Origin of the sequence: Micromonospora coxensis (assembly GCF_900090295.1) — a bacterium.
Classification (GTDB): Bacteria; Actinomycetota; Actinomycetes; order Mycobacteriales; family Micromonosporaceae; genus Micromonospora; species Micromonospora coxensis.
This window is the reverse complement of the sequence record NZ_LT607753.1, coordinates 3,333,473-3,356,030: the sequence shown is the minus strand read 5'-3', so window position 1 is coordinate 3,356,030 and position 22,558 is coordinate 3,333,473. Positions and strand designations below refer to the sequence as shown.

Here is a 22,558-nt window from a genome sequence, read left to right as displayed (position 1 = left end):
GGAGAGGCCCGGGTCACTCCGTCGACGTCGCTGGCGGCGGACCGGCCCGGGCTCCGCGTACTACCCGCTCGGTGCGGGCGGAAACTCGGCACGATGTCAAGCCAAATGTCGGCAAAGCGCCAGTTGAGGTGCGGCGTGAGCGATGGAACGTGAAGACTTGTCATCCCGGCCGTGAGGAAGCTGATGACGACCTCCCCCCTGGAGCGGGCCGCCGAGTCCTTCGCCGCCGAGCTGGCCCGGCACCGGACGGGGCGAGGACTCTCCAAGAAGCAGCTCGCCACCCTGATGGGCTTCGACCCGTCGTACGTCAGCCACGTCGAGGGGCGACGGCACCGACCCACCGAGGACTTCGCCCGCCGCGCCGAGGCCGTCCTCGACGCCAGCGGCGCGATCTGGCAGCGCTTCCGCGAGTACGACCAGCTCCGCCAGGCCCGGGCCGCCCCCGTCCACCGCGAGCTGCCACCCCCCGGGCAGTGGCTCCCCCCGGGCACCGGCCTGGTCGTCGAACGCGAGACCGCCATCCTCACCCACACCGACGACGGCTACCGCTGCCTGGTCCGCCGACACCTGCACAACGTCGGCGCCGAACCGGTCACCCGGCACCTGGTCCGGGTGGCCGTCGACCGGTGGCCCGACGACCCCGGGCGCTCCAACCGGCACCACCGCGAGCATCCGCTCACCTTCGCCGAGCTGCGACTGCGGGCGTACCGCAACGACGGCGGCAGCCGTGAGCCGATGCACTGGCGGGCCAAGCACGACCGGGACGCGTACAAGGAGATCTGGCTGCTCTTCGAGAACGCCGACGGCCCGTTCCCGCTGCACCCCGGCGAGCGCGCCGAGATCGAGTACGCGTACCACGTCGGGCGGGAGAAGTGGGGGCCCTGGTTCCAGCGGGCCGTCCGCCTGCCCACCCGCCACCTGGCGGTGCGGCTGGACCTGCCGGCGGCGCTCGACCCCCGGGTGTGGGGCGTGGAGACCTCGCTCTCCGCCGACGAGGGGCCGCTGCGCACCCCCGTACGCCGGCACGACCGCGGCGACCGGGCGATCTTCGACTGGTCCATCGACGACCCGCCGCTCAACTCCCGCTACCGCCTCCAGTGGCGGTTCCGCAGCGAACCGGCCGACGCGGAGCGGGCACTGGCCGCCGCCCGGGCCGGCGACCGGCTGCGCGCCCTCGGCGTGCTGCCCCCCGACGCGGACCTGCTGCGCCGCCCCGCCCGCCCCTTCGACCTGCCCCGGGAGGCCGCCACCGCCCGGGACGTGGTGGACCGGCTCACCGCGCTGCTGACCCGGGTCGACGAACTGCACCCATTCAGCGCCGGGATGGGACTGGCCGCCCCGCAGGTCGGCGTCGACGCGGCCGCTGCCGTGGTGCGCCCCGCCGACCGGTCCGCCGCGCCGGTGGTGCTGCTCAACCCCCGGGTGGTCGAGGTCAGCCCGGACACCGACGAGCAGTACGAGGGCTGCCTCTCCTTCGCCGACCACCGGGGACTGGTCCCCCGGCCGCTGCGGGTCGACGTGGAACACGCCCGCTGGGACGGCAGCCGGATCATCACCTCGTTCGCGTACGGGATGGCCCGGCTGGTCGCGCACGAGGTCGACCACCTGGAGGGGCGGCTCTACACCGACCGGATGGCACCCGGCGTGCCGCTGGTCCCCGTCGAGGAGTACCGCGAGACCGGCCCCTGACGGCGTCCAGCGGGGGCACGTGCGGGACGCCGTCAGGGGCCGGTGTGGGGACCGGGTCGCGTGCCCCAGGGGGCGGGGGCACGCGACCCGGTTTTTTCGGGGGGAGGAAAGTCGCTACAGGTTGCCGAAGGTGTCGTACCGGATGTGCGGCGGCGGGACGTCGTCCTCGGCGAGCGCCCGCAGGGTCGCCCGGACCATCGGGGCCGAACCGGAGACGTAGCAGTCGTGCGCCGTCCACGGGCCGTACCGGGTCACCACGTCGGAGATGTCGCCCTGCTCGCCGTCGAAGTCCGGGTCGTCGCTGCACGCCGGGGTCACCGACAGCCACGGGTGCGCGGCGACCAGCTCCTCCAGGCCGGCCAGGCCGTACAGCTCGTCGGCGGTGCGTGCGCCGTAGAAGACGTGCACCCAACGGGTCCGGTTCCAGGCGGTCAGCTCCTCCACCAGCGCCTTGACCGGGGCCAGCCCCACCCCGCCGGCCACACAGAGGATGTCCCGGGTCGAGTCGCGGTCCAGCGTCATCGAGCCCATCGGCGCGGCCACCCGGATCAGGTCACCGGGCTTCGTCCGGCGCACCAGCGCCCCCGACACCCAGCCCGCGCCGACCGGCGTACGGACGTGGAACTCCAGCACGTTGTCGTCGTTCGGGGCGTTCGCCACCGAGTACGTCCGCCACACCCGGGGCAGGTGCCGGGGCACCTCGACGCTGACGTACTGCCCGGCCTTCCAGGACAACGGGTGCTGCAGGGCGCGCACGGTCAGCACCGCCGTGTCGGGCCCGTGCCGCTCGTGGGTGAGCACCTCGGCGTGCCAGTACGGCGGGTTCTCGTCCGCCGCCGCGCCGGCCAGCATCTTCTCCGTGATCGCCGCGTACGCGTCCCGCCAGGCCTGGTCGTACTCCAGGTTCCAGCCGTCGCCGGCGGTGCTGCGCAGCGCGTCCAGCAGGGCGACGCCCATCGTCTCGTAGTGCGCCGCGTCCACGTGGTACTTCCGGTGGTCACGGCCCAGCGAGCGCAGGTACTCCTCGAAGCTCTCCGGGTCGTCCACCACCTGCGTGGCGGTGACGATGGCGTCCAGGATCCGGTCGCCCTGGCCGGTCATCTCCACCGGGAAGAGCTTGCGCAACTCGGGGTCGAGGAGGAACAGCCGGGCGTAGAAGTGACCGCTCAGCCGCTCCCGCTCCTCCTCGACCAGGGTCCAGCTCTCCTTCAGCAGTCGTGCGAAGTCGTGCACGGGGCGCTCCTCCTCCGGACGGCGGATCGGGCCCGCATAGAATGTCCACGGAGCGTGCACACCGGTCGCACAGACTGTGCGACCGCTCCCGAACGCCCCGACGGTCGGGCACAGTGGTGCGGTGACCGTCGACGAGCTCACCCGCCCGACCGACCGCCGGCTCCTCGGCACCGAGACGGTGCTGGTCCTCGGCCTCTCCCTGGGCAAGTCGGCCGTCTACGCGATGGTCTCCCTCGCCGCCGCGCTGGCCGCCGGACCGCTCTCCGCCCAGACCGCCGCGCTGAACGTCTCCAAGGAGCCCCGGCCCTGGCTGGACCTGACGTACCAGCTGCTCGGGATCGCCTTCGCGCTGCTGCCGGTGCTGCTCGCCGTACACCTGCTGGCGCGCGACCCCGGCGACCCGGCGCGGACCCTCGGCGTGGACCTGCGGCGGCCCGGATCGGACCTGGCCCGGGGCGCCGGCCTGGCGGCGCTGATCGGCCTGCCCGGCCTGGCCCTGTTCTGGGCCGCGGCGCAGCTCGGCGTCAACGCGAAACTGGTCCCCGCCGGCCTGCCCGACCTGTGGTGGGCGGTGCCGGTGCTGCTCCTCGCCGCCGCGCAGAACGCGGTGCTGGAGGAGGTGATCGTCGTCGGGTACCTGGTCACCCGGCTGCGCCAGCTCCAGTGGCGGCTCGGCGCGATCATCGCCACGAGCGCCCTGCTGCGCGGCTCCTACCACCTCTACCAGGGCTTCGGCGCCTTCGTCGGCAACGCGGTGATGGGCGTCGTGTTCAGCCTCTTCTACCTGCGCACGAAGCGGGTGATGCCGCTGATCGTGGCGCACACCCTGCTCGACGTCGTCGCCTTCGTGGGCTACACGCTGGCGCCGAAGGAGTGGATCAGCTGGCTCTGACCGGCCGGTAGGCGGCCACCGCCCGGGCCGCCAGCCGCTCGGCGGCGGCCGCGTCGCCCGCCGCCGCGGCCAGCACCGCCGCTCCCGGCACCAACCGGGACGCCAGCCGCAGCGCCACCCAGCCGCCGGCCTGCGCCGCCAGCGGCGCGGCCAACCGCCACGCCGCCTCCGCCGCGCGCGGCCACGGCCGGTCTCCCGGCCCGTCCGCCGCCCGCGCCGCGTCCAGCGCGGCCCGCGCGCTGTCGGCGTCCGGGTGCACCTGGGTCAGCACCAGCAGCTCCACCGCCCGTTCGGCGTCGCGCGGGTCCCGGCCGTAGGCCGCCGCCAGGTGCAGCACCAGCGCGGCCTGGGTCCACAGCACCGTCGCCAGCTCCGCGACCGGCGCGAACAGGCCGGCCAGGGCCGAGGTCGCCCCGCCGAGCCCGGCCACCCGCACGAACCGCCGGGTGGCCAGCCGGGCCAGCCCGTCCGGGCCCGCGTCCGGGTACGCCTCCCGCAGCCCGTGCGCCCAGTCCCGGGCGCGTGGTCCGATGCCCTCCACGGCCGCCAGGGCGAGCAGCTCGGGGGCGAAGCCGGGATGCTGCCGCAGCCGGCTCCGGATCCCCGCCAGGTCCAGTCCCGGGGTACGCCCCGACACCTGCCCCTCCAGCGCGACTCCCTCCGGTGCGGAGGCGACCGGAGCCAGGTCCGCGCCGGCCGTGGGTGCCGTCGCCTGCTGCGCTGCGGGCGCGTCGGCCGGGGCCGGCTCGGTGGCCGGCGCGGGCGCCCGGGTGGCCGAGGTGCTGGTGGAGGTTGCCGCCGGGGTGCTGGCCTGCTGCGGTGCGCTGGTGGTGCCGGCGGGGGTTGCCGCCGGGGTGGTGGCCTGCTGCGGTGCGCTGGTGGTGCCGGCGGGGGTTGCCGCCGGGGTGGTGGCCTGCTGCGGTGCGCTGGAGGCGGCTGCCGGGGTGGTGGCCTCCTGTCGTGCGCTGGCGGTTCCGGCCGGGGACGCTGCCGTGGCGGTGACCTGCGGGGGTGCCGGCTTCGCCTGCCGGGGCGCGGGGCCGGCGCCGGTCGGGGTCATGGTGGCCGCTGCGTCCTGCGCAGGTGTCGGCGTGGACTGCTGCGGTGCCGGGGTGACGTCGACGGGGGCAGCTGTGGGCACTGCCGCCTGCGGGGGCGTCGGCGTGGCCCTACCCGTGGTGGCCTTCCGAGGAGCGGCCTTCTTCCCGGTGGTGGCCCTGGCGGCGGTCGCCTGCCTCGCGGCCGGGGCGGCCTTCTTGACGGGTGCGCTCTTTTTTCTCCCCGGAGTCGTCGATTCCGCCGCAGCGGACTCCCGTCGCGCCGGTGTCGTCGTGGTCCCACCCGTCGTGGCGGCCGGGGCCTCGTCCACCGTGCCGGCCGTCCCGGGCTCGCCGGCCGTCGCCGAGGTGGGAGCGACCGGCCGTGCCGTCGCGCCGCTGTCGGTGGACGGTGCCGCCGTTCCGCTGGATCGGGTCGTCGCCGTCTCGCCCGGCTGCGCCGTCCCTGCACCGGCAGGGGCGGTGGCCGGGGTGGTGGCGGGGGTGCCGGCCGCGCCGGAACTCACCGGCCCGGTCGGCTCGGCCCCACCGGGGGCGCTCGGCGCTGGTGTGTGTCCGGGATCACCCGCCCGGCCGGCGGGCGTCGCCTTGGCCGTCCGGCCGGCTCGCGTCCTGCCGGATTTCGTGGCGCTGACCTGCGCAGATTCGTCCGCCGGGGCGGTCGCCTTCCGGGGTGCCGGGGCGCGCCGGGCCCTGGGTGTGTCCGCTGTCGCCTCGGCCGAGGAGGGCTCCGGCGCGGCGGGTGCCCGCTCCGCCACGGTGGCGGTGCCCGGATCGGCCGGGCCGTCGGTGGTGGCCCGGCCCGACCGGGCGGCGGGTCGCGGCGGTGGGGCCTGCTCGGCGGCCGGTGGCTGGAACAGCACGGCGGGCGCGGCCTTCCCCGGACGGGCCTTCTCCGAGGCCGTGCCGGACGCCGGCCGCTCCTCGGTCGGAGGCGTCTTCGCCGAGCTGGGAGGCGGTGTGAAGGCGGCCTTCGGGGGGCGGCGGCGGGCTCCCCCGGCGGGCTCGCCCCGGGGCGGATCGCTCGGCGTCTGCTCCTGCATGTCGATGGAGCGTAGTCGCGAACGTGACATCGCACACGGGGGAATCGCGGCCCCTGCGATAGTCGCTTTGCCCCCGGTGGGGGCGGCCCTGTATCCTCGGGCCCGGTGGTCTGCAGAGGCCACCAGGGAGACTTCGCCTAGTCTGGTCTATGGCGCCGCACTGCTAATGCGGTTGGGGTCTTAAAGCCCCTCCCGGGTTCGAATCCCGGAGTCTCCGCGCGAAAACCGGTTGTGTAGACTGGTCGAGCACAAGCGCCCGTAGCTCAACGGATAGAGCATCTGACTACGGATCAGAAGGTTAGGGGTTCGAGTCCCTTCGGGCGCACAAGATCAGAAAGGCCCGAGCTGCGAAACGCAGCTCGGGCCTTTCTGCTGTCGGGTACGCCGCGCAGCCGCGAATCCCCTGCCAGCCGTTGACATCGAGACAGGTCGCTGGCACAGTCCGGCCGATGAAAAGTCCGGCGGAGGCTGCGGTGCCGTTCCGATCCGTGCCCGCCGAACGCGCCCTCGCGACAGCCTCGGCCGAGATCGACCGGCTCGGGCTCACGGCGCGGGCGGAGGTCCTCGGCCCGCCCGCGTCGCCGACCATGCGCGTCACCCTGTGCCGCGACGGCGCACGGGTCGCCGTCGGGGCGGGAAAGGGAGCGGGCCCGCAGGGTGCGGCGAGCGCCTACTTCGAGGCCCTGGAACGGTATGTCATGTCGGCCCGGGACAATCGCCGCTGGACCGCGGACGCCACCGGGCTGCTGCCGGCGAGCGTCGTCGCCGGGCAGTCCGCCCTGGAGTCCGACCTGGTCGTGCAGCGGTGGGCGGCGGAATTCCCGGACTCCGTCGCCGCGTGCGCCTCCTACGGCGGGGTCCGTTATCCCACCTTCCTCACCGATCCGCGCTACTACCGGTGGCCGGCGGCGGGTGACGACGTCCGGCCGTACCGCAGTCTGCTGCGGTACTCGTCCAGCCTGGGCACTGCGGCCGGCGTTGACCTGGCAGAGGCCGTCTATCACGGCCTCTGCGAGTTGATCGAGCACGACGGGCTCGGGCAGGCGCTGCTGCGCTGGTACGTCGCCGGAGTCCCGGGCGTCGACCTCGTGCCGGTCGAGGATCTGCCGGACGGGTTGCGTGCGCTGCACGCGGAGGCCGTACGGGCGGCCGGCGCACCCGTGCACCTGCTCGACGTCACGACCGACCTGGACGTGCCGGTGTACCTGGCGGTCAGCGCGGCGGCCGGCGGCGAGTCGACCCGACTCGGGGCCGGGGCATCGCTCTGGGCCACCGACGCCGCGTCGCGCGCCCTCGGCGAGCTGATCCAGGTCTGTGCGCTCTCCTCATCCGCCGCCGCTTCGCCTGCGGTCCAGCGGCTGGCGACCTGGCCGGCACTGCAACGATGTGCCTCGATGCCCCTCGACGACCTGCTCGCCGGCCCGGTGCGGACGGTGCCGCTACGCGGGGACGCAGCCGGCGACGGCAGCCCTGGTTGGGGGCTGGAGCAGGTCCGGCGGTCGCTGGCCCGGCACGGCATCGGCCACCACGTGTGCGAGGTCACGCCAGTCGGCTCACCGATCGCGGTGGCCACCACGATCGCCCCGGGACTGGAGCGCTTCAGCCTGGTGCGGCACGGGGTGCCCGTCATCCCGACCGGGCGGGGGTGGCACCTGTGGCCGTCGCCGGACCGGGCGACGACGACCACCCGACCACGTCCAGTTCGAACGAGATGAGGGAAAACATGCCTGCTGGCGACTTCTGCCTCCACTCCGGTCACGGGGACGGTGAGCCGATGGCTCGTCGTTCCGGACCGGGCGGCGGCACCCTGTGCTTCCACCCCGCCGACGCGGACGGTGAGCCGATGGCTCGTCACGCGGAGCCCGGCGGTGGTGGCGGCACCTGCTGCTTCCACCCGGGTGACGCGGACGGTGAGCCGGTGGCTCGTCACGCGGAGCCCGGTGGCGGTGGCGGCAGCATGTGCTTCCACCCCGGTGGCGAGGACGGTGCGTCGGCCCGCCTCGCCGACGACCTGGCGGCGGACCTGCACCTCGCACTGACCAGCATCGACGACCGGCAACTCGCCATGTTGGCCTGAAACAGGCGGTGACGCAGCGCATCGAGACAGCCGGCGTCGAAGGACGCCGGCTGTTCTTCCGTGACTTCTCCCTCTGGTACCTCGCCCGATCGATCTCGGTCGCCGGGACCGCCGCCAGCGCGGTCGCCCTGCCGCTGCTGGTCTACCGGACGAGCGCCTCCCCGACGCTGACCGCGGCGGTGGTCGGCCTCGAAGCCCTGCCGTACCTGTTGTTCGGGCTGTTCGCCGGCGCCGCCGCGGACCGCCTGCAGCGCAAGCGGATGATGATCGCCGCCGACGTGTGCTGCGCCCTCCTGCTCGCCACCGTGCCGGTCGCGGCGCTGTTCGATGCGCTGGCCTCCTGGTACCTGCTCGTCGTGGCGTTCGGCGTGGGCTGCGGCTTCTGCTGGTTCGACGCCGCAGCCTGGGGTGCCTTCGTACGCATCGTCGGCAAGCCAGGTATCACCCGGGCCAACAGTCTCATCTGGTCCACCGAGATCGTGCTGGAGATCGCCGCGCCCGCCGCCGCCGGAGTGCTCGCCGCGATCGCCGACCCCACCCTGGTGCTGGCCGTCGACGCCGCCACCTATCTGGTGTCCGCCGCGCTGCTCGCCCGGATCCGCACCGGACTGGACCCGGGGCCGGCGGTGGCCCGCCGGTTGCGGGCCGAGATCGCCGAAGGAGTGCACTACCTCTGGCGAACGCCGGTCCTGCGTACGCTGACCGCTGCGGGCTTCGGGCTCAACGTCGCCGCCGGCGGCGTGCTGGGTCTGCTCGTCGTCCACGCCGACCGGGCTCTCGGCCTGCGCCCGGAGGACCAGCGGCTGGGTCTGCTCTACGCCGCCGCCGCGGTCGGCTCGCTGATCGCCGCCGTCGTCCTGCCCCGAGCCAGCCGTTGGGCCGGTCAGGGAACGGTGTCCATCACGGGGCTCGTCATCTTCGTCGCGGCCCTCGTCGGCCTGGCCGGCACGTCGGCGTTCACCCTGGCACTGGCCGGGTGGGCGATCTGGGCCGTGGCGCGCCTGACCGTGAACGCGAACGGCATCACCGTGCGCCAACTGCTCACACCCGATGCGTTGCAGGGCCGCGTCAACACCACCGGGCGCATGCTGGCCTGGGGCGGCACTCCGTTCGGCGCCCTGGTCGGCGGGCTGGCCGCAGACACCTACGGGGTCCGGGTCGCGTACCTGATGCTGGCGGTGCCCGTCGTGCTGAGTCTCGCCCTGGTCGTCGCCTCACCGGTGCGTGGCCTGCGCATCGCGGCCGACCACTGACGAGCCGTCGCTCGCCCGGTTTGACGGCCACCGACGGCGAACGGGGGTGGCGCCGGTCGACGCCACCCCCGTCACCGGTGCGGTCAGCGGGCCGTACAGGTGAGGCTCGGTGTGGAGTTGGTGCCGTTCCACGAGCCGTTGAATCCGAAGGAGGTCGTGCCGTTGGCGCTCAGGGCGCCGTTGTAGCCGACGTTGACGGCGGTGACCGACGATCCGCTCGACGTTATCGACGCGTTCCAGGAGTTGGTGATGCTCTGGCCGTTGGGCCAGGTCCACTTCACCGTCCACCCGGAGATGGCCGAGTTGCCGGCCTTCACCGTCACCTCTGCGCCGAAGCCACCGGACCACTCGTTGGTCTTGCGGTAGGTGGCGGTGCAGCCGTCACCGGCCGGCGGCGGGGTGGTGGGCGGCGGCGTGGTCGGGGGCGGGGTGGTGGGCGGCGGCGTGGTGGGGGGCGGCGTGGTCGGCGGCGGGGTGCCGCCGCCACCGAAGATCACGTCACTGCACAGGTAGTACGGCTGGTCGAGGTGCGACGCCTGCCAGATCGTGTAGACGACGTGCCGTCCGGTGCGGTTGCCCGCGTTCACCTGGGCCTCGTAGAGCCCGGTGGTCGGGTAACTGCCGGTGCGCAGCACCAGTTCCAGGTTGCCCCAGGTGAGGGGTTGGGTGGTCGGGTCGAAGCCCTGCTTGGTGATGTAGATCAGCAGGTAGTCGGCACCGTGCTTGGCGCCGTCGGTGAGCGTCAGCCGGAAGTTGTTCGGCATCGGCTTCGCGGTCCACGCGCCGACCGCGTCGAGCGACGCGTACAGGCCGCCCTGGGTACGGCCGCCGCTGCACAGCTGGCCGTCCGGGACGACGGCCTGGTGGTTGCCGCCGACGTTCTCCCGGAACAGACCGTTCCAGTTCCACATGGTGTTCGGGTTGGCCTGCCAGGCCTGCCAGCACATCGGGTCGGTCTGGGCCATGGTGGGGTTGAGGTGGTCGGAGCCCCAGCGTTCCCAGCATCCGTAGTTACGGGTGGGCGGGTTGGTGACCGAGCCGTGTGCCGAGGCCGGGCCGGGCTGAGTGACGACGACCATCGTGAACGCGGCAGCGAGGACGGCGGCCGCGCCGAGTCCCAGACGGCGTGCTGTTCGTGACAGTTTCATGATGCTCCAGTTGATCCGCCGACGCCGAGTCCCTCGCCGGATGCCCAACCCGGCGGGACGCGCCGATCGATGAGAACGATCTCGAGATGGCAGGCGGCGTGACTGCGCTGCCTGCGGCGGCTTGGCGGCTCCCACCCGAGATGGTACCAGATGCATCTATCAACATAAATTCCTGTACGCCACGGAAAACAGCGGCGGTGGCCGTCGCGTCGGCGACGGCCACCGCCTGGTGGTCCTGCTGGGTCAGTCCGTCACCTGCCGACGTAGGACGGCGTCGGCTGGTCACGGAGGGCGGGCGGCGTCCGCGAGGCATCACCGGTGACGCCCTGCGCGGTGGGTCCGCTGGCGGTCCCGGGGTACCGCCAGAAGGTGCCGACGACGTCGGTGACGACGCCGGTCGTACCCGAGTGGTTGTAGATGTTGAACTGGTCGGTCGGCCCGACCTGCGTGATCGCGGCGTTGGCCACGATCTGCCCGCTGGTGGCGTTCAGGTTGCTGACGTCGGGCCGGTCGATGCCGCCGATGCCGTTCGGCCACAGCTTCAGGAAGGTGTCGTTGGTCGGGCTGACCGCGGTGACGTTGAGCGCCAACGCCTCGGTGCCCTCGGTCGCGACGGAGCCCGGCGTGGTGACGGTGCCGGTCGTGCCGGGCCCGAGGTTGGCCGGCAGCCCCTGACCCACCCGGCTGTCCACGATCCGGGTCGGCGTCCTCGGGTCGAAACGCAGGCCGTCGGCGAGGCCGCCGTCGTCGATGAAGCCGACGATGTCGACGATCAGGTGGGTGTCCTTGTGCGTGTAGACGCCGAAGGTCGGGAACTCCGAACTCCACGGGCAGTCGTAGCAGTGCCGGACCGGCACGACCGCCAGGTTGGGGGTGACCGTTCCGGCGCGGTAGTTCACCGTGGAGGTCTTCGGCTCCGGCCACTCGCCGTTCCAGGCGGTGAGGAACCCGTCGGACGACGGCGACACCGCGGTGATGTTGACGACGACGGCCCGCATGCGCCAGTTGGCGTCGCTGCCGTAGCTGATGCCGAGCCGCACCTGGTTCCCGGCCGGGAGCTTCCCCAGCCCGGACGTGCGGCTGTCGAAGCGCCGCACCGGGGGTACGGGGTGGAACTGCCCGCCCAGACCCAGGCCGGTGTAGAGGTGGGTGCTGTCGCTGGCGTAGAAGCCGAGCACGTCGACGATGACGTGGGCGTACCCGGTCAGGTTGTTCACGGCGACCTTGCCGCCCGTGCCGACGGCCACCGTCACCGAGTTCGACCGGGTCCAGCCCTTCTGGAAGTTCAGCGAGGAGGCCGTCGGCTTCGCCCGCCCGGACGGGTACACGGTCAGGAAGCTCGGCGAGGTCGGCTCGGTGACGGTCACGTTGAGCACGACCGCGCCGACGCCGCTGGACGGGATGCCGCCGCGCCCGGTCACCTGGAGGATGACCGTCCCGTTCGGGCCGATCTTCGCCTTCGGCGCGCCGTTGCCGGTACGGGTGTCCATGATCCGCGCCGGCGCCACCGGGTAGTAGGTGCCCTTGGCGCCCACCACGCCGTTGACGCTCAGCGGCACGGTCCGGGGCGTGGTGAGGCTGTCGTTCGGCAGTTGCAGGGTCGCGTTCCGCACGCCCCGGCCGGCGGGCCTCGGCGCGACCTCGACCCGGCAGGTCTGGTCCTTGGCCAGCGTGACGCCCTTGCAGGTGTCGGCCGTGACGAGGAACGACGACGGGTCGTCCCCGCCGATGGTGGCGGCGCCGAAGGTGGTCGGCGTGGCGCTGGTCCCGGTCACGGTCACCGCGCTGGCCGTGCCGGTCTCGGCGATGTACCGGTCCCCGAAGGCCAGCGAGCTGGGCGAGATGCCCGAGGTACGCGAGTCGAGGCCGTTGACGCCGAGCTGCACGTACCGCTGGCCGAGGGCCGTGTTGTCGGGCAGCTGGAGGAACGTCCACTCCCCACCCAGCTTGGTGGGCGCGGCGCTGACCGTGACGGTGCACGTCTCGCCGTGGGCGCGGGTGGTGCCCGAGCAGGTGTCGGCGGTGACGGTGAAGGCGGTCGTCGCGGTGGGGAACCTGACGGTGCCGAACTGCGCGGCGGCCGGTCCGGTCGACGTCACCGTGATCGTCCGGCTCACCGGCGCGCTGCCGACGACCCGGTCGCCGAAGTTGTGCGACATCACGTCGGTCGTCGCGGCGGCGTACGGGACCCCGGAGTTCCACCGGATCTCGCCGCGCAGGTCGTGGTAGCTCGAGAAGCACGAGATGAGGAAGGTGGCCGCGAACCCGGTCAGCGCGTCGGTCTCCGGGTTCCGGGTGACCTCCCGGACGTCGAGGGTGCCGGGCGCCTCGTCGCAGGTCGCCCCGGCGTGCGAGACGTCGATGAACGCCTTGTCCGCGGCCGGGAACGTGGTCAGCTGGTAGGTGGTCCCGGCGGACCACGACGTGCCGGTGGGCGGCGCCATCCGGAAGGTCCAGTTGTCACTGTCCCGGTCCGCCCGGAAGGTCAGTTCGTCACCGGCTGCCGGAGTGGCGGTGAAGGTGGAGCCGTTGGTCTGGTCGTACACCCGGGCACCCTGGTGCCACCACGAATGCGGCGTGCCGTCGATCGACAGGGCGGTGTACGGCGCGGCCGGCGGCGTTGCCGCATGGGCAGGCGCGGCCACGGCCGTGGCCGCGACCAGCGTGGTCACGACGCCGAGCGTGACACCACGAAATCTGTGCAAGAAGACCCCCGTCATTCTCAGAGTGCGAGCGAAAGCGCCAGCGGACAGTAGGGGGCGATTACATCGACGGGCAAGAAAATGAACAGAACTGTGTCCGAATGGACCTCATGATCGAGCGATCATGATGAGCAGCGCACCGACGGCCGTGGTCACCGGGGGCGGCGGGACGGGCGGTGGCGGCACGCCGGCCGGCCCGGGCAACCGGACCGGCCGACGGACCGTGGGGATCAGTTCACCGGCGCGGCGACGAGTTCCCGGTCGATCAGCATGGTCGTGTCGATGACCTCCCAGAGCACCTGCGGCGCCTCGGCCGTGTCCTGGGTGGTGACCGTCCTGGTGTATCCGCCGCGGTATTCGACCGTCACGGCGTACGTGAACAGATCGGCGCCCGTGGCGGCCGGGTACGACGGGGAGAGGCGACGGAATTCGCGGCTGGCAGCCATCGACATCAGGTCCACCGTGTAAATGTGAACAGTGGTGGAGCAGACCGTGTACTGCTCGCTCACTCCGGCGAATCCGCCGGTACGGGTGACGGTCACCCGGTCGGCGGCGCTCCAGCCGGCGTGAGCCGGCCCGGCCACCGCGAGCGTCCCGACGCCGACGCCGATGAGCAGCGCAAACGCCGCCAGCACCCGAACCGTGGCGCGCAGCATGGCAGACATGACTGATCCCCTTTCCTCGTGGGAGCGGTGGAACGCGCGTGGCCGTCCCGGTCGGCGGTGACCGACCTCGGAACTCCCTCCGGTTCTGCCGGAGGGTTTGCCGCGCGTTTTCCTCATCCCCTTTCTAACACCGGCATCGGTGATCCTCTCAGGGGCCGATGGTCCCTTGAGGACGATCCGACCGGTGCAGTTCTTTGCAATTGTTTCCGCGCCTTTGAGGAATTGATTCGGCCGCCGGTCCCGGCCCGTGCGGTCACATCCGCTCGACCGTGCGGATGCCGAGCAAATGCAGGCCCTGCCGCAGCGTCCGGGCGGTCAGGTCGGCCAGCAGCAGCCGACTCGCCCGCAGCTCGTCCGGGGCCCGCAGCACCGGGCAGCGCTCGTAGAACGCGCTGAAGGTGGTGGCCAGCCGGTGCAGGTAGCCGGCGAGGTGGTGGAACTCCAGGTTCCGCTCCACCTCGGCGACCACCCCGGCGAAGCCGAGCAGCTCGACCGCCAGCGCCCGCTCCGCCGGCTCGGCCAGCACCACCGGCGCGTCCGCCCGCGCGTCCGTGCCGGCCCGCCGGAACACCGACCGGATCCGCGAGTACGCGTACTGCAGGTAGGGCGCGGTGTTGCCGTCCAGGGAGAGCATCCGCTCCCAGTCCAGCACGTAGTCCTTGCCCCGGTCGGTGGCCAGGTCGGCGTACTTGATCGCGCCGATGCCGACGGCCCGGCCGATCTCGGCGGCCGTCGCGGCGTCCAGCCCCGGGTCCTTGGCGAGGGCCAGTTCGGTGGCCCGGGCGACCGCCTCCTCCAGGAGCCCGACCAGCTTCACCGACTCCCCGGCCCGGCTGCGCAGCATCCGCCCGTCCGCGCCGAGGATCGACCCGAACCCGAGGTGCTCGGCCCGCGCGGGCGGGCGTAGCCAGCCGGCCGCCCCGGCGACCGCGAAGACCATCGCGAAGTGCTGCCGCTGCGGCAGCCCGACGACGTAGAGCAGCCGGGTCGCGCCGAGTTCACCGGTGCGGTGCCGCAGCGCCGCCAGGTCGGTGGCCGGATAGCCGAAGCCGCCGTCGCTCTTGCGCACGATCAGCGGCAGCGGCTCACCGTCGCGGCCGACGAAACCGGGCGGGAAGACGCACGCCGCACCGTCGCTGGCCCGCAGCAACCCCAGCCCGTCCAGGTCCGCGACGACACCGGCGAGCATCCCGTCGTACGCGCTCTCGCCCCGGAAGTCGTCGCCGGTCAGCGTCACGTCCAGCAGGTCGTACACGGTGAGGAGGTACCGCTCGGACTGCGCCACCAGCAGCCGCCACAGTCGCCGCGTCCGTTCGTCGCCGCCCTGCAACGCCACGACCCGCCGCCGTGACCGCTCCCGGAACGCCTCGTCGGCGTCGAACTTGCCCCGGGCCGCCTTGTAGAACGAGTCCAGATCGCCCATGGACAGCTCGTCGGCGGCCTCGGCCTCACCGAGGTCGACCAGGTGCTCGATCAGCATCCCGAACGGGGTGCCCCAGTCGCCCAGGTGGTTGACCCGCACCACCCGGTGCCCGAGCCAGTCCAGCAGCCGTACCGCCGCGTCGCCGATGACCGTGGAGCGCAGGTGCCCGACGTGCATCTCCTTGGCCACGTTCGGCGCCGAGTAGTCGACCACCACCGTCTCCGGCGCACCGGTCGTCGGCACGCCGAGCCGGTCGTCGCCGGCCAGCGCGGCCACCATGCGGGCCAGCGCCCCGTCGGCCACGGTCAGGTTGACGAAGCCCGGGCCGGAGACCTCCGCCGACGCGCACACGTCGTCCAGCACCGCGTGCCGCAGCACGTCGGCGGCGATGTCGCGCGGCGGGCGGCCGAGCCGCCGGGCCAGCGCCAGCGCCGCGTCGGACTGGAAGTCCGCGCGCGGCGACCGCCGCACCAGGGGGTCGACCGGGCCGCCGGCCACGGTCGCGAACGCCGGCGCCAGCCGGTCGGAGAGCAGCCTTTCAAGATCCATGGGTACGCCGATCTCGCTCGGACCCGCGCCGTCACGCGGGTCTGATGAAGGGGGAGTACGGCGGACCGAGGGACGATCGGCGATGACCGGCGGCTCGATCCGCCGGTCGCAGGGACAGGTCAGCGCGGGCGGGCGACGGATCGCCGGCGTCGCTCCGCACCGACCCGGACGTCGTACGACGTGCCGGTGCCCTGAGCGGTCGCGCTGGTCATGGGGGCAGCGTAGCGGGCCGGCCGGACGGGGACACCCCGATATCCGGCCGGCCCGGTGGTCGTACCCGATGGTCAGACCGGCGTGGCGGCGGCCCGGCGGGTCCGCTCGGCCCGACGCCGGACCTGCTGGTACGCCGCGGTCAGGCCCATCGCCCGGCGGACCTCGACCAGGGTGGCGCGGACCCGCTCCCGGGTCCGCTCGGTGCCCTCGACGATGAGCCGGTCGACCAGGCCGGTGTCGGCCTCGATCCGGGCACGCCGTTCCCGGATCGGGTCGAGGAACTTCTCGAGCGCGACGACCAGCGCCTCCTTGACCTCGACGTCGCCGATCCGGCCGGCCCGGTAACGCGCCTTGAACTCCTCGACCTGGGCCCGGTCCGGGTTGAACACGTCGTGGAACGCGAAGACCGGGTTCCCCTCGACGGTCCCCGGCACGTCGGCGCGGACGCGGGCCGGGTCGGTGTACATCGCCATCACCTTGCGGCGCACCGTCGCCGGGTCGTCGCAGAGCGAGATCGCGTTGCCCCGGCTCTTGCTCATCTTCCCCTGCCCGTCGGTGCCGACCAGGATCGGCGTGGCCGACGCGATCATCTCGGGCACCGGGAAGACCTCGCCGTAGAGGTGGTTGAAGCGGCGGGCGATCTCCCGGGTCACCTCGACGTGCGCGGCGTTGTCCTTGCCGACCGGCACCACCTGCGCCTTGACGCAGAGGATGTCGGCGGCCTGGAGGACGGGATAGCCGAGCAGTCCGTACGGGATCTCCTCCCGGCCGGCGTCGCGGGCCATCTCCCGCACCGAGGGCACCCGCTCCAGGCGGGGCACGGTCACCAGGTTCTGCAGGAGGGTGTTCAGGTCACCGACCTCGGGGATCGCCGACTGGAGGTAGAACGTCGCGCGCTGCGGGTCGACGCCGCAGGCCAGGATGTCGGTCACCATCTCGCGGGCGTTGCCGGCGACCTTCGCGATGTCCTCCCGGGTGTTCCGAGTGGTGAGCATGTGCAGGTCGGCGATGATGAAGTAGCTGTCGTGGCGCCGGTGCAGCGCGACCCGGTTGGCGATGCTGCCGACGTAGTGGCCCAGGTGCAGCCGCCCGGTCGGGCGGTCTCCGGTGAGCATCCGTGCAACGGACATGGTGGTACGCCTCTCGTGCGTGGGAACGGGTGGGGACGCGCAGACGCGCGCGATCGACCCGGGCGTCGCCCAGGGGTCGTGGGGGTCAGCTCGTCAGAGCGGGAACCGCCATCGCGCGCCGGCGCGGAACCGCGACCCGTTGGCACGGAGCACGTCGAGGATCCGCTCCCGGCCGTCGCCGGGGCTGGTCGGTGTCAGGGGCGGCACGTGATCGTCCGGGAGACCGTCGACGGCCTCCGGGACGATGATGACCGGCCGGACCATGCCCCCACGGTAGCCGGGCGACCCGGTCCCGTGGGGGCCTCCGGCCCGGTCAGCTCCGCCGGTAGCTCTCCTCGTAGTAGCTGCCGACCTGCTGCCGGTACTCCGGGTCGCCGAAGTCGTCCGGGTCGAACGCCGGCGACTGCTTGACCTGCTCCCGGGTGCGGTCGACGTGCACCACCCGGGCCAGGTGGTCGACCCGCTCGACCGTGCCGACCGGCAGCAGCACCGTGCGGCCGAAGATCCACGGGCCGGTGTCCACCACCAGGTAGCGCGCGTCGGCGTCCTCGCTCGCCTCGTCGATCGACCCGATCCTGCCGTCGGTGGCCTCGACCCGGTAACCGACCAGGTCGACCGGGGTGCCCGGGCCGGGCGCGTCGGGGCCGTCGTGCTCCGGGTGGCGCTGCGGCTCCTCGGCCGGGTCGACCCGGTCGTACCCGCCGGCGAGCGCCGCCGGGTCACGCCAGGCCCACGGGTTGAACGGCTGCATCTCGGGGCACCTCCGATTGTCTCGTCGTCCCGTCGAAAAATGCCCCGACGCCGGGTGGCGGAAACGGCGGGTCAATGCCGGCGGCGCGGTGCGAGCCACGTCATATTCCGCGACGCTCGCGTGATGGAGCCGGGTCGGCGCAGCTCACGCCGCCTGTGATCGTTACCAGCCACACGGCTGACGGTGGGGTGGTGGCAGTTCCGCACATTCGTCCGCCGGGACCCCGCCGACGATTCTGTCCCCGATCACGCCGGTACTCGAAAAGGGGGGATCAGATGTACGGCACCATTGGGCGGCTCGGGATCGTGGTGGCCGTCGCCGTCGCCGTCGCCGTGGCGGTGGCCGGCGCGGGCGGGGCCCCGGCGCGGGCGGCGGTCGACCCGTACTCGCCGCAGTCGCTCTGCGGGCTCGGCTACGTCCCGGTCGACCAGGACCCGATCCACGACGCGCGGAGCGGCGCCCTGCTCGGCACCGTGCACCTGCTTTACCACCCGATGACCGGCTACGGCTGCGCGGTGACGCTCAAGTCCGGGTACGTCGGCACGCCGACCCGCACCCAGGTCTATCTGACCGCTCCGTACCTGCCGACCCAGGTCGACGACGGCCCCCGCCGGTACGTGGCCGGCCCGGTCCGGGCCTACCTGCGGGGCAACTGCACCATCTGGGGTGGCCTGACGGCCGACCCGGACGGGACGGTGCACCACCACGACCGGGCGAACCCGGCGATCGGCGGCATCGGCACCTGCTTCTGACGCCGCGCGGGACGCCGTCCGGGGTGAGGTGGCCCGGCCGCTGGCATACTCGCTGACCATGGTGCTGACCCGCGGCTGGTCCCTCTTCCTCGTCGGTGTAGGCGGGTGGACCTGGGTGATCTGGCCGAGGTTCGCGGTGGCGATCTGGAACGACCCGCGCGCCTGGTCCGCCGGCGCCGTCGGGGAGGGCTCGCCGACGAGCTTCCTCTGGGTGCACGCCCTGCTCATCGCCGCGTCGCTCGCCATCGGCACCACCGTCGGCCTGCTCGGGGTACGGGGCTGGCGCGCCGCTCGCCGACGCGGCGACGCCACGGGCGTCTGACGGTCCTTCCCTCCGGGCCGGCGCAGCTCAGCCTGGCCCGGCCCGGTGGCACCTCTCAACTCTGCCCTCGTCGGCTCAGCTCTGCCCTCGTGGCCCGGCTGGGCCGTCGTCGGCGGGTGCTTCCCGGCGGTGGACCTCCCCGCTGGGCGTCCTCGGGCGCAACCCGAGCTTCCCGCGCGGCGGCGCCCAGCCTGGTCGCCGGGCGCCTCCCTGGTCGCCGGCGCGCCTCTCCGCTCTGCACCCGCCGGTGCGCCGGTCGTTCCCGCACCGGCCGGCGCTCCGAGGCGGCATGGTTCGCCGGCGGGCATCCTCGGTTCGCGGGGCGGTCCGCCGGTCAGTGGATCGGCAGGGGCGACGGCTCCGGCAGCCAGGCGGCCCGTTCGTCGTGGGCGAACCGCGCGAACTCGATCGGCGGGCGTCCGAGCAGGTCCGGTACGTCGGTGGTGATGCCGTCGGCCAGCCCGAGGCGGCAGGTGGTGTAGAGCGCCAGGGTCACCAGCGCCATGGCTGCCGGCATGCCCTCGGACCGCGCCCGCCGCCAGTACCGCAGCGGCCCCGCCGGGACGTAGCGGATCGGCCGGCCGAGCTCCGCGGTGAGGATCTCCGCCACCTCGGCGTAGGTGAGCGCCCGGGACCCCGTCGGGGTGTACGCCCGACCGGCGTGCCCGTCCTCGGCCAGTGCCAGGGCGGCGACCGCGGCGACGTCCCGGACGTCGACGAACGCGGTGCGTCCACGGCCGGCGGGGAGCAGGATCTCGTCCCGGCAGCGGATGTCGGCGGCGTGCGTGGTGGAGAGGTTCTGCATGAAGAAGGCGGCCCGTACGAAGGTCCACTCCAGGTCGGAGGCGCGCAGCCAGCTCTCCAGGGCGTGATGCGGGACGACCGGGTTGTGCTCGGCGCCCTGCAACGACAGCAGCACCATCCGCCGTACGCCGAGCTGCCTGGCCCGCTCCAGCGCGGGGAGCATGTCCCGCTTGACGGCGCCGATCTGCGGAGGCCGCATGAGGAACATCCGGTCCACGCCGGTGAAGGTCTCGTCCCAGGTCCCCGGGTCGGTGAAGGAGAAGCGGACCGTCTCGTCCCACGGCCCGTCGGCCGTCGGGTCGGGTACGGCCGCGCGTACGCGGAGGCCGTCGTCGTGCAGGAGTCGGGCGACGTGCCGGCCGGCGCGACCGGTTGCGCCACTCACCAGGACTGTCATGCGCCCAGCGTCTGCCCGCCCGGCACCACCTGGTCAGGGCGACTGGACCCCCGTCGCAGGGTCCGTCGGCCCCTCTGGGCCGCAATTCTTCCCGCGTACGCGCGCTTGACCAGCCAAGATAGGCGGTGGGAAATGGTGTGACGCGGGCCGCTACCCCCGGATTTGACGATCAAACCCGCAGACGCGTAACTTTCTCTCTGCCAGCGCGGAACGGGGCAAACGGGACGAGAGCCCGGAACGCCGGACCTGGGCTGGCACCGGGTCAGACAGGGGCGCAGCTCCTGGCCGGCACGGTCCGGGTGGTGCTCGACCGAAACGCCGAGGGGCGGATTTGGACGGGCGAAACCGACCGGGTAAGGTTGTCGACCGGCAGGGAACCGGGCGAGCGTGCGGGACACCGCAGCGGCCGGCCTGCCAAATCCGATGATCAAGCGCAGCGGCTCGCTGCTGCGCGTGCTCAGCGGCGCCAACCCGTACGAAGCGTGACAGACCGGGACACACCGGTTGACACGGGGAGGACGGGGAGGTAAAGTAGTAAAAGTGCCCGGCGCGAGAGCGGCGGGCATGGTGAACGGAATGCCCCGGGTCGGGGCTCCACGGTTGTGGGGTTCTGGGCGGTGTGTGGTTGTTCTTTGAGAACTCAACAGGGTGCTTGATAAGCCAGTGCCAATATGATTTATACCCCGTGCTGGCGACCTTCTTCGGGGGGTTGTTGGTGGGGATTCCTTTGGCAACACTTTTGTTGCTGGGATGATTGTTCAACAAAGATTTTTGTTGGAGAGTTTGATCCTGGCTCAGGACGAACGCTGGCGGCGTGCTTAACACATGCAAGTCGAGCGGAAAGGCCCTTCGGGGTACTCGAGCGGCGAACGGGTGAGTAACACGTGAGCAACCTGCCCTAGGCTTTGGGATAACCCCGGGAAACCGGGGCTAATACCGAATATGACCTCCGATCGCATGGTTGGTGGTGGAAAGTTTTTCGGCCTGGGATGGGCTCGCGGCCTATCAGCTTGTTGGTGGGGTGATGGCCTACCAAGGCGACGACGGGTAGCCGGCCTGAGAGGGCGACCGGCCACACTGGGACTGAGACACGGCCCAGACTCCTACGGGAGGCAGCAGTGGGGAATATTGCACAATGGGCGGAAGCCTGATGCAGCGACGCCGCGTGAGGGATGACGGCCTTCGGGTTGTAAACCTCTTTCAGCAGGGACGAAGCGTAAGTGACGGTACCTGCAGAAGAAGCGCCGGCCAACTACGTGCCAGCAGCCGCGGTAAGACGTAGGGCGCGAGCGTTGTCCGGATTTATTGGGCGTAAAGAGCTCGTAGGCGGCTTGTCGCGTCGACCGTGAAAACTTGGGGCTCAACCCCAAGCCTGCGGTCGATACGGGCAGGCTAGAGTTCGGTAGGGGAGACTGGAATTCCTGGTGTAGCGGTGAAATGCGCAGATATCAGGAGGAACACCGGTGGCGAAGGCGGGTCTCTGGGCCGATACTGACGCTGAGGAGCGAAAGCGTGGGGAGCGAACAGGATTAGATACCCTGGTAGTCCACGCTGTAAACGTTGGGCGCTAGGTGTGGGGGGCCTCTCCGGTTCCCTGTGCCGCAGCTAACGCATTAAGCGCCCCGCCTGGGGAGTACGGCCGCAAGGCTAAAACTCAAAGGAATTGACGGGGGCCCGCACAAGCGGCGGAGCATGCGGATTAATTCGATGCAACGCGAAGAACCTTACCTGGGTTTGACATGGCCGCAAAACTCGCAGAGATGTGAGGTCCTTCGGGGGCGGTCACAGGTGGTGCATGGCTGTCGTCAGCTCGTGTCGTGAGATGTTGGGTTAAGTCCCGCAACGAGCGCAACCCTCGTTCGATGTTGCCAGCGCGTTATGGCGGGGACTCATCGAAGACTGCCGGGGTCAACTCGGAGGAAGGTGGGGATGACGTCAAGTCATCATGCCCCTTATGTCCAGGGCTTCACGCATGCTACAATGGCCGGTACAATGGGCTGCGATACCGTGAGGTGGAGCGAATCCCAAAAAGCCGGTCTCAGTTCGGATCGGGGTCTGCAACTCGACCCCGTGAAGTCGGAGTCGCTAGTAATCGCAGATCAGCAACGCTGCGGTGAATACGTTCCCGGGCCTTGTACACACCGCCCGTCACGTCACGAAAGTCGGCAACACCCGAAGCCGGTGGCCCAACCCCTTGTGGGAGGGAGCCGTCGAAGGTGGGGCTGGCGATTGGGACGAAGTCGTAACAAGGTAGCCGTACCGGAAGGTGCGGCTGGATCACCTCCTTTCTAAGGAGCACCATCCGTCGAAAGACGGTATGGAGCCCACGCCATCCGAACGTGATGGTGGGGTGCTCAATGGCGGAGACACTGGCCAGTTTTTCCTCGGCAACGGTCGGGGGCGCCTAGTACAGCCACTTCGGTGGTGGGAACGGTTGGCTCCTGATGCGGCTGGGAA

At 72.0% G+C, this 22,558-nt stretch carries 17 protein-coding genes, 2 tRNA genes and 1 rRNA gene; 10 read left to right on the top strand and 10 right to left on the bottom strand.

Annotated features, from left to right (window positions below):
- The first annotated feature begins 183 nt into the window (after positions 1-183).
- On the top strand, positions 184-1,689 hold the full coding sequence (locus GA0070614_RS15140) for a peptide deformylase (RefSeq protein WP_088976562.1): 1,506 nt from the start codon (positions 184-186) through the stop codon (positions 1,687-1,689).
- 114 nt (positions 1,690-1,803) lie between these two features.
- Here the strand turns inward: GA0070614_RS15140 and GA0070614_RS15135 are convergent, their stop codons facing one another.
- Positions 1,804-2,922, bottom strand: a complete 1,119-nt coding sequence (locus GA0070614_RS15135; protein ID WP_088976561.1) for a globin domain-containing protein — start codon at positions 2,920-2,922, stop codon at positions 1,804-1,806.
- Positions 2,923-3,043: 121 nt separating this feature from the next.
- On the opposite strand from GA0070614_RS15135, the gene GA0070614_RS15130 reads away from it, so the two are divergent.
- Complete coding sequence (locus GA0070614_RS15130) at positions 3,044-3,814, top strand: CPBP family intramembrane glutamic endopeptidase (RefSeq protein ID WP_088979446.1); 771 nt, start codon at positions 3,044-3,046, stop codon at positions 3,812-3,814.
- Here GA0070614_RS15130 and GA0070614_RS15125 read toward each other — a convergent pair.
- Entirely contained in the window at positions 3,801-4,874 is a 1,074-nt protein-coding gene (locus GA0070614_RS15125) for a hypothetical protein (protein WP_197701446.1), read from the bottom strand. The genes GA0070614_RS15130 and GA0070614_RS15125 overlap by 14 nt on opposite strands.
- Positions 4,875-6,041: 1,167 nt before the next feature.
- Here GA0070614_RS15125 and GA0070614_RS15120 point away from each other — a divergent pair.
- The 5 genes from GA0070614_RS15120 to GA0070614_RS15105 all read left to right on the top strand — a co-directional run bounded on the left by GA0070614_RS15120 (position 6,042) and on the right by GA0070614_RS15105 (position 9,245).
- Positions 6,042-6,132, top strand: a tRNA-Ser gene (locus GA0070614_RS15120).
- 35 nt (positions 6,133-6,167) lie between these two features.
- Positions 6,168-6,240: transfer RNA gene (locus GA0070614_RS15115), tRNA-Arg, on the top strand.
- Between the two features lie 148 nt (positions 6,241-6,388).
- Entirely contained in the window at positions 6,389-7,630 is a 1,242-nt protein-coding gene (locus GA0070614_RS15110; RefSeq protein ID WP_157745005.1) for a YcaO-like family protein, read from the top strand.
- 59 nt (positions 7,631-7,689) lie between these two features.
- Positions 7,690-7,992, top strand: coding sequence for a hypothetical protein (locus GA0070614_RS30240; protein WP_157745004.1), 303 nt, complete (start codon positions 7,690-7,692; stop codon positions 7,990-7,992).
- 8 nt (positions 7,993-8,000) lie between these two features.
- Positions 8,001-9,245: an MFS transporter gene (locus GA0070614_RS15105; protein WP_157745003.1), complete on the top strand. Its 1,245-nt coding sequence runs from the start codon at positions 8,001-8,003 to the stop codon at positions 9,243-9,245.
- 83 nt (positions 9,246-9,328) lie between these two features.
- Here the strand turns inward: GA0070614_RS15105 and GA0070614_RS15100 are convergent, their stop codons facing one another.
- The 7 genes from GA0070614_RS15100 to GA0070614_RS15075 all read right to left on the bottom strand — a co-directional run bounded on the left by GA0070614_RS15100 (position 9,329) and on the right by GA0070614_RS15075 (position 17,826).
- Positions 9,329-10,393, bottom strand: a complete 1,065-nt coding sequence (locus tag GA0070614_RS15100) for a lytic polysaccharide monooxygenase auxiliary activity family 9 protein (RefSeq protein WP_088976558.1) — start codon at positions 10,391-10,393, stop codon at positions 9,329-9,331.
- 251 nt (positions 10,394-10,644) lie between these two features.
- Positions 10,645-13,065 (bottom strand): choice-of-anchor D domain-containing protein, encoded by a 2,421-nt coding sequence (locus GA0070614_RS15095; RefSeq protein WP_172892445.1) that lies wholly within the window; start codon positions 13,063-13,065, stop codon positions 10,645-10,647.
- Positions 13,066-13,325: 260 nt separating this feature from the next.
- On the bottom strand, positions 13,326-13,760 hold the full coding sequence (locus GA0070614_RS15090; protein ID WP_088976556.1) for a protealysin inhibitor emfourin: 435 nt from the start codon (positions 13,758-13,760) through the stop codon (positions 13,326-13,328).
- Positions 13,761-14,013: 253 nt separating this feature from the next.
- Positions 14,014-15,732 carry an arginine--tRNA ligase gene (gene argS, locus GA0070614_RS15085; protein WP_088976555.1) on the bottom strand — a complete coding sequence of 573 codons (1,719 nt, stop codon included), beginning with the start codon at positions 15,730-15,732 and terminating at the stop codon, positions 14,014-14,016.
- 284 nt (positions 15,733-16,016) lie between these two features.
- A complete protein-coding gene (gene trpS, locus GA0070614_RS15080) occupies positions 16,017-17,075 on the bottom strand; it encodes a tryptophan--tRNA ligase (RefSeq protein ID WP_088976554.1) in 1,059 nt (352 codons plus the stop codon).
- Positions 17,076-17,168: 93 nt separating this feature from the next.
- Positions 17,169-17,339 (bottom strand): hypothetical protein, encoded by a 171-nt coding sequence (locus GA0070614_RS30595; protein ID WP_172892444.1) that lies wholly within the window; start codon positions 17,337-17,339, stop codon positions 17,169-17,171.
- Between the two features lie 49 nt (positions 17,340-17,388).
- The gene (locus GA0070614_RS15075; RefSeq protein ID WP_088976553.1) at positions 17,389-17,826 is read right to left on the bottom strand and encodes a PRC-barrel domain-containing protein; all 438 of its coding nucleotides are present in this window, start codon (positions 17,824-17,826) and stop codon (positions 17,389-17,391) included.
- Between the two features lie 275 nt (positions 17,827-18,101).
- Between GA0070614_RS15075 and GA0070614_RS15070 the strand changes: the two genes are divergently transcribed.
- Together GA0070614_RS15070 and GA0070614_RS15065 are read left to right on the top strand one after the other, a co-directional pair.
- Positions 18,102-18,578, top strand: coding sequence for a hypothetical protein (locus GA0070614_RS15070; protein WP_088976552.1), 477 nt, complete (start codon positions 18,102-18,104; stop codon positions 18,576-18,578).
- Positions 18,579-18,636: 58 nt separating this feature from the next.
- Positions 18,637-18,900, top strand: coding sequence for an SCO4848 family membrane protein (locus GA0070614_RS15065; protein ID WP_088979445.1), 264 nt, complete (start codon positions 18,637-18,639; stop codon positions 18,898-18,900).
- A gap of 334 nt (positions 18,901-19,234) precedes the next feature.
- On the opposite strand, the gene GA0070614_RS15060 is transcribed toward GA0070614_RS15065, so the two are convergent.
- Complete coding sequence (locus GA0070614_RS15060; protein WP_088976551.1) at positions 19,235-20,101, bottom strand: NmrA family NAD(P)-binding protein; 867 nt, start codon at positions 20,099-20,101, stop codon at positions 19,235-19,237.
- Between the two features lie 771 nt (positions 20,102-20,872).
- On the opposite strand from GA0070614_RS15060, the gene GA0070614_RS15055 reads away from it, so the two are divergent.
- Positions 20,873-22,389 (top strand): 16S ribosomal RNA (locus GA0070614_RS15055).
- The last annotated feature ends 169 nt before the right edge of the window (positions 22,390-22,558 follow it).